The organism is Clavibacter lycopersici (genome assembly GCF_003576405.1).
Classification (GTDB): domain Bacteria; phylum Actinomycetota; class Actinomycetes; order Actinomycetales; family Microbacteriaceae; genus Clavibacter; species Clavibacter lycopersici.
On sequence record NZ_QWGT01000172.1, the window covers coordinates 1 to 5,975 of the forward strand.

Here is a 5,975-nt window from a genome sequence, read left to right on the forward strand (position 1 = left end):
CCGGGATCCGCGCGGGCCTGCCCTGGGGACCGCGCTACGGCCACGCGCCGCTGCCCGCCGAGGCGGACAGGGACGCCGCCTGGCGCGCGGTCGCGCCGGAGGTCGACCTCCTCATCGGCACGACCCGCGACGAGACCGCGATGTACCTGCCCGCGCTGCCGGTGATCGCGCCGCTGCTCCGCGTGCCGGTGCTCGGCCGCGCGCTGCGGGCGATCCTCATGCGCGCGGTCGTGCGACCCACCACCCGTCTCGTCTACGCGCGTCCCGTCCGCGCGTTCGCGGCCCGGCACCGCGCCGCGGGCGGCCGGGCCGTGCGCTACGTCCTGCGTGCGGCGCCCGCGTCGAGCCCCATCGGCGCGGGGCACACGTCCGACGTGCCGCTGATCCTCGGCACGCGCGAGGCATGGACGTCGATGGACCTCGTCGGTCCGGAGGCGTGGCCCGAGGTCGCCGCGCGCGGCCGAGCTGTCCGCCGCGTGTGGGCCGACTTCGCGCGCACGGGCGAGGTGGCGGCCGACGCGGACGCGCGCGCCTGCGGCATGCGCTTCGACCGGGGGTGACTGCACGCGCTAGACGGTCCCGTCCGGATCCGCCCGACCCCCGCGTGTCAAGGGGGTAGGCGACCCGCCGTCGCGGGAGTCGGCTCGACCCACCGACGGAGGGGACGACATGCGAGCGATGGTGTACCGAGGGCCGTACAGGATCCGCGTGGAGGAGAAGGACATCCCGCGGATCGAGCACCCGAACGACGCGATCGTGCGGGTGACCCGGGCGGCGATCTGCGGATCCGACCTGCACCTGTACCACGGCCTCCTCCCGGACACGCGGGTCGGCACCACGTTCGGCCACGAGTTCATCGGGGTCGTGCACGAGGTCGGCTCGTCGGTCGAGAGCCTGTCCGTCGGCGACCGCGTGATGGTGCCGTTCAACATCTACTGCGGGTCCTGCTTCTTCTGCGCCCGCGGCCTGTACTCGAACTGCCACAACGTGAACCCGAACGCCACGGCGGTCGGCGGCATCTACGGCTACTCGCACACCACGGGCGGCTACGACGGGGGCCAGGCCGAGTACGTGCGGGTACCGTTCGCGGACGTGGGGCCCATGGTGATCCCCGACGACATCCACGAGGAGGACGCCCTCGTGATGACCGACGCCCTGAGCACCGGCTACTTCGGCGCCCAGCTCGGCGACATCGCGGAGGGCGACACGGTCGCGGTGCTCGGCGCCGGACCCGTCGGCCTCTACGCCGCGCGCTCGGCGTGGTTCATGGGCGCCGGCCGCGTGATCGTCGTCGACCAGCTCGACTACCGGCTGCGCATGGCGGAGACGTTCGCGCACGCCGAGACGCTCGACTTCTCACGCGTGAAGGACACCGTGCTCGAGCTCAAGCGGATGACCGACGGGCTCGGCGCCGACGTGGTCATCGACGCGGTGGGCGCGGAGGCCGACGGGCACGCGCTGCACCAGATCACGGGCACCAAGATCAAGGTGCAGGGCGGATCCCCGGTCGCGCTCAACTGGGCCATCGACGGCGTGCGCAAGGGCGGCACCGTGAGCGTCCTGGGCGCGTACGGGCCGGTGCCCGCCGCGATCAAGTTCGGCGACGCCGTGAACAAGGGCATCACGATGCGGATGAACCAGGCGCCCGTGAAGCGGCAGTGGCCGCGGCTCATCGAGCACGTCCGGGCGGGGCACTTCTCGCCGCGCGACATCATCACGCACCGGATCCCGCTCGAGCACATCGCGGAGGGGTACCACGTGTTCTCCGCGAAGCTCGACGACTGCGTCAAGACCGTCATCACCTTCGACGAGGAGTAGGAGCCAAGCCATGCCGTACCGCGCGAGCGACCACCACCGTCCTATCGACGCCGACGCGCTCCGAGCCCGGATCCCGGGCTGGGGCGCCGACCTCGACCCCGCCGACCGTCCCGCGTTCCCGCGGGAGCGCACCGACCTCGTCTCGGGTGCGCACTGGGACTTCCCGGAGCGACAGGAGGAGCGCACGCGGCGCGAGCGCTCCATCGAGCACACCGAGCTGCCGCCCGTGTTCGGCACGGTCGCGCCGCTGCACGGCGTCTCGGGTGCCATCCGGCGCTACGCCTACGCGAGCTTCAGCGAGGGCCGGTCCGTCCACTGGCTGCTGCTCATGCTCGGCGACCGGGTGGACGCGGCGGGCGCGCACCTCGGGTCCCTCGTCAGCGGCCACCCGGACGACCCGCTCACCGAGACGGGGATCCTCACCGAGGGCCGGCACCACCCGATCTCGTCGCGGTTCGGGCGGGGCCGCGCGGACATGAAGCACATGTGGATGGATCCGCTGATCGTCGGCGCGTGGCCCATCGCGGCGGTGGCGCTGCTGTTCGTGGTGCGGCGGAAGCGGCGCTGACGGCGCTGACGACCGGCGGCGTATCCGCGCGGATCAGCCGCCCTGCACCCGCACGGGTCCGGCGCCGCGGTCGGCGAGCGCGTCGTCCGGGTTGAGCAGGCCGCACGCCTTCATCGACAGGCAGCCGCAGCCGATGCAGCCCGTGAGCTCGCGCTCCAGCCGCTCGATGCTGCGGCGGCGCTCCTCGAGCAGGCGCTTCCACCGGCGCGACGCGCGCTGCCAGTCGGCGTGGCTCGGCGGGCGGTCGAGCGGCACGTCGTCGAAGGTGGCCTGCACGTCGGCGAGCGGGATCCCGAGGCGCTTGGCCACCGTGATCAGCGACACCCGCCGCAGCATGTGCCGCGCGTACCTGCGCTGGTTGCCCGCGGTGCGCTCGGCGGCGATGAGGCCGAGGTCCTCGTAGAAGCGGAGCGCGGAGGCGGCGACGCCCGTGCGACGGGTCATCTCGCCGACCGTGAGGAGCTCGCCGGGCGCGTGCCGCGGCGTCGCGTCGACGGCCGTCGGCTCCTGCGCATCCGCCATGACCGCTCCTCCCGATTGACCTCAAGGGTACGTGAGGTTCTAACGTGGACACCATGCCCACCACCACTCCCGCCGCCGCGACGGCCCCCGCCCGTGAGGACGCCCTGTGACCTACGTGATCGCCCTCCCGTGCGTCGACGTGAAGGACCGCGCCTGCATCGACGAGTGCCCGGTGGACTGCATCTACGAGGGCGAGCGGTCGCTCTACATCCACCCGGACGAGTGCGTGGACTGCGGCGCCTGCGAGCCGGTCTGCCCGGTCGAGGCGATCTACTACGAGGACGACCTGCCGGAGAAGTGGTCGGACTACTACACGGCCAACGTCGAGTTCTTCGCCGAGATGGGGTCCCCGGGCGGCGCCGTGAAGATCGGCGCCGTGGCGTACGACCACCCCGTCGTGGCCGCCGTCCCGCGCCAGGGCGGGAACGCGTGAGCGCCGACACCGACCTCTTCAAGGCCGCGTTCCGCGGGCACCCGGCCGGTGTCGCGCTCATCACCGCGCAGACCGCCGACGGCCCGGCCGGGCTCACCGCGTCGAGCGTCGCGTCGCTCTCGGTGGATCCGCCCGCGCTCTCGTTCTCGGTGACGCGCGCCACGGGATCCGCCGGCGCGATCCTCTCCGCAGACACCTACGTCGTGCACCTGCTCGCCGGTCGTCACGCGCCGCTCGCGCGGGCCTTCGCCGTCTCGGGATCCCCTCGCTTCACCGAGGAGCAGGGCTTCGCCGCGCTCGAGACCGGCGAGCCGCTGCTCACCGACGCACGCGCCGCCCTCCGCTGCCGCACCATCCAGACCGTGCCGGTCGGCGGATCCGTGCTGGTCGTCGCCGAGGTCCTCGACGTGATCCTCGGGGAGCCGGCCCCGCCGCTCGTCTACCGCGACCGCCGCTTCCACCTGCTCGAGGACGACCACCCGGAGCTCTGAGCACGGGCGGCCGTCCGCGGCCTCACGCGTTCATGAACTCCGACGGCTTGAGTGCGCGCTCGACGATGCGCACGTCGCCGATGGACGCCGGGAGCACGTGGTCCAGCTCCCCCGCATAGAGGTTCGCGCCGAGCAGCCACGACGTCGCGGGCGACGCGGCGGCGAGCCCGCGGTTCGCGGTCGACGGGTTCCGCACCACAGGGCAGCCGTCGACGTACATCGTCGTGTGCTGGCTGTCGTTGACCACCGCCACGTGCCACCACCGGGCTGCCGGCAGCTCGTGCGACCAGTTGGTGAGGGATCCCTGCTGGGTGGTCGGGTAGACGCACCACTGGATCTCGCGGCTGCCGGAGACGCTGAGCGTCGCGGCGGGCTCGTCCGGGTCGCCGGCGTTCCCCGGCGTCTTGCCCGCGTCCTTCGCGGAGGCCGCGCGGGAGAGGATCGCGCTGAAGCCGTCTGCGCCGCCGTCGAAGTCCGCGGGGATCCGCACGAACGCCTCGAACGTGTAGCCCTGGCGGAACGTCGCGGCGTCGAGCGGGGCGCCGGGGACGGTGCGCAGGTGGTCCCCCGACCTCGTGCCGCCCGTGAGGGTGAGGCTGCCGAAGCCCGGCTGGTCGTCGTGGTGCGCGGACGAGAAGCGCAGGGATCCGGGCGCGGCACCGGCGCGGTTCGCGACCACGAGGTCGTTGCCGCGGCCGGACGCGTCCGGGATGCGTGCGGTGGTGCCGAGCGCGGATCCGTCCGCCTGCCCGTCGAAGCGCCAGTACGCGACCGTGCCGGGCACGAGCATCTGCGCGGCCGGCCGGGAGGCGCGCACGGGGACGGGCGCGAACCCGGCGAACCGCTCGTCGAAGTCGACGCTCACGGTGAACCGGTCGACGTCGCCCGAGAGCTGGATCTCCTCGTCCGCGAGCTCGTTGCCCGTGCCGAGGCCGCCGCCCAGGATGAAGGGCGACAGCGTCTCCACGTCGATCGCGTTCCGCTCGAGGTCCACGTGGTACAGCCGGATCATCGCGGCGCCGCCGTAGTAGCGGTCCTGGTAGTTCACGAGGTGCAGGTCCACGTCGTGGCCCGCGCGGTTCTGCATGGTCGTGCGGCCGGGCTTCCAGTAGTGGCCGTTGAGGGTCAGGAAGATCTGGTCGTGCTGGGAGATGAAGGAGTCCCAGAGGCCCTGGCCGTAGTCGTCGAGCACGGCGGATCCGTCGGTCCGCGAGTCGACGATGTCGTGCGCCGTGAGGATCACCGGCAGGGTCGGGTGCGCCGCGAGCACGCCGCGCGCCCACTCGACGCCGCGGGCGCTCGTGCGCCAGTCGAGCGCGAGGACGAGCCAGTCGCGCCCGCCCGCCGTGAAGGTGTGGAAGGAGTTGTAGCCGTCGGGGCTGGATCCGCGGAAGCTCGGCGACTTCCGGAACCGCTTCGGTCCGAACGCGTCGAGGTAGGGCGTGCGGCCGCGCTGGTCGTCGGTGGATCCGTCGACGTCGTGGTTCCCGGCGAGCACGCTCCACGCGGCGCCCGCCCTGTCGAGGAGCGTGAACTGCGCGCTCGCCGCCTGGATCTCGGCCTCGGCGCCGTTCTGCGTCACGTCGCCGAGGTGGGCGAGGAAGACGATGTTGTGGCGATCCCGTTCGGCCAGCACGTAGCGGAGCGACGCCTCGAGCGGCTCGGGGTGGATCGACGCGCCGTCGAAGAGGTACTGCGTGTCCGGCAGCACGGCGATCGTGAAGCGGGGCGAGGACGTGTCGGGCTTCCAGCGGGCGCCGGATCCCTGCTGCGCGGCGGGCGCCTTCGCCTTCGCGCTGTCCGTCGCGACGGCGGCGGCGGTGGCGGCGGTCGCGGGCAGCGCCCCGCCGAGTCCGGCCACCCCGAGCGCGCCGGCCGCGCCGCTCGTGATGAGGAAGCCGCGTCGGGAGAGGGCGGAGGGGGGAGGCGTCATCGGGTCCTGGGTCACGGGGGACGACCGTAGGCGTGCGGGGTGAACGCGGCGCGGCACCGCGGTGGACGGCCGGCGGCGGGACCCGCGTCGGGCGTCCGACGCCTGCCCGGCGCGCGCTCCGGTCAGGGCCCGCCGACGAGCAGCACGGTCGCGAGCAGCGCGGGCACCGCGCCCAGCGCCGCGAACGCCCCCGCGAGGAGCAGCGCGACG

Annotated in this window: 6 protein-coding genes and 1 pseudogene; 5 read left to right on the top strand and 2 right to left on the bottom strand. The window is 73.5% G+C overall.

Annotated elements, in window-relative coordinates; all coding sequences use genetic code 11:
• The 3 genes and pseudogenes from DZG00_RS11130 to DZG00_RS11140 form a co-directional block, all read left to right on the top strand.
• Positions 1-560 (top strand): annotated as a pseudogene (locus DZG00_RS11130) (carboxylesterase family protein); the annotation flags it as partial.
• A gap of 109 nt (positions 561-669) precedes the next feature.
• Positions 670-1,818, top strand: coding sequence for a zinc-dependent alcohol dehydrogenase (locus DZG00_RS11135; protein WP_119382448.1), 1,149 nt, complete (start codon positions 670-672; stop codon positions 1,816-1,818).
• Between the two features lie 10 nt (positions 1,819-1,828).
• Positions 1,829-2,386, top strand: coding sequence for a hypothetical protein (locus tag DZG00_RS11140; RefSeq protein ID WP_119382447.1), 558 nt, complete (start codon positions 1,829-1,831; stop codon positions 2,384-2,386).
• Between the two features lie 33 nt (positions 2,387-2,419).
• Here DZG00_RS11140 and soxR read toward each other — a convergent pair whose 3' ends face one another.
• Entirely contained in the window at positions 2,420-2,908 is a 489-nt protein-coding gene (soxR, locus tag DZG00_RS11145; protein ID WP_119382446.1) for a redox-sensitive transcriptional activator SoxR, read from the bottom strand.
• 106 nt (positions 2,909-3,014) lie between these two features.
• On the opposite strand from soxR, the gene fdxA reads away from it, so the two are divergent.
• Positions 3,015-3,341: a ferredoxin gene (gene fdxA, locus DZG00_RS11150; RefSeq protein WP_119382445.1), complete on the top strand. Its 327-nt coding sequence runs from the start codon at positions 3,015-3,017 to the stop codon at positions 3,339-3,341.
• On the top strand, positions 3,338-3,832 hold the full coding sequence (locus tag DZG00_RS11155) for a flavin reductase family protein (RefSeq protein WP_119382444.1): 495 nt from the start codon (positions 3,338-3,340) through the stop codon (positions 3,830-3,832). The genes fdxA and DZG00_RS11155 overlap by 4 nt, the downstream gene beginning before the upstream one ends.
• A 22-nt stretch (positions 3,833-3,854) precedes the next feature.
• Here DZG00_RS11155 and DZG00_RS11160 read toward each other — a convergent pair whose 3' ends face one another.
• The gene (locus tag DZG00_RS11160; RefSeq protein ID WP_233550126.1) at positions 3,855-5,765 is read right to left on the bottom strand and encodes a LamG-like jellyroll fold domain-containing protein; all 1,911 of its coding nucleotides are present in this window, start codon (positions 5,763-5,765) and stop codon (positions 3,855-3,857) included.
• Between the last annotated feature and the right edge of the window lie 210 nt (positions 5,766-5,975).

Bases quoted from the DNA above. Each gene is read 5' to 3' on its own strand.
- DZG00_RS11135 (WP_119382448.1), top strand. From the start codon at position 670: ATGCGAGCGATGGTGTACCGAGGGCCGTACAGGATCCGCGTGGAGGAG.
- DZG00_RS11140 (WP_119382447.1), top strand. From the start codon at position 1,829: ATGCCGTACCGCGCGAGCGACCACCACCGTCCTATCGACGCCGACGCG.
- soxR (WP_119382446.1), bottom strand. From the start codon at position 2,908: ATGGCGGATGCGCAGGAGCCGACGGCCGTCGACGCGACGCCGCGGCAC.
- DZG00_RS11160 (WP_233550126.1), bottom strand. From the start codon at position 5,765: ATGACGCCTCCCCCCTCCGCCCTCTCCCGACGCGGCTTCCTCATCACG.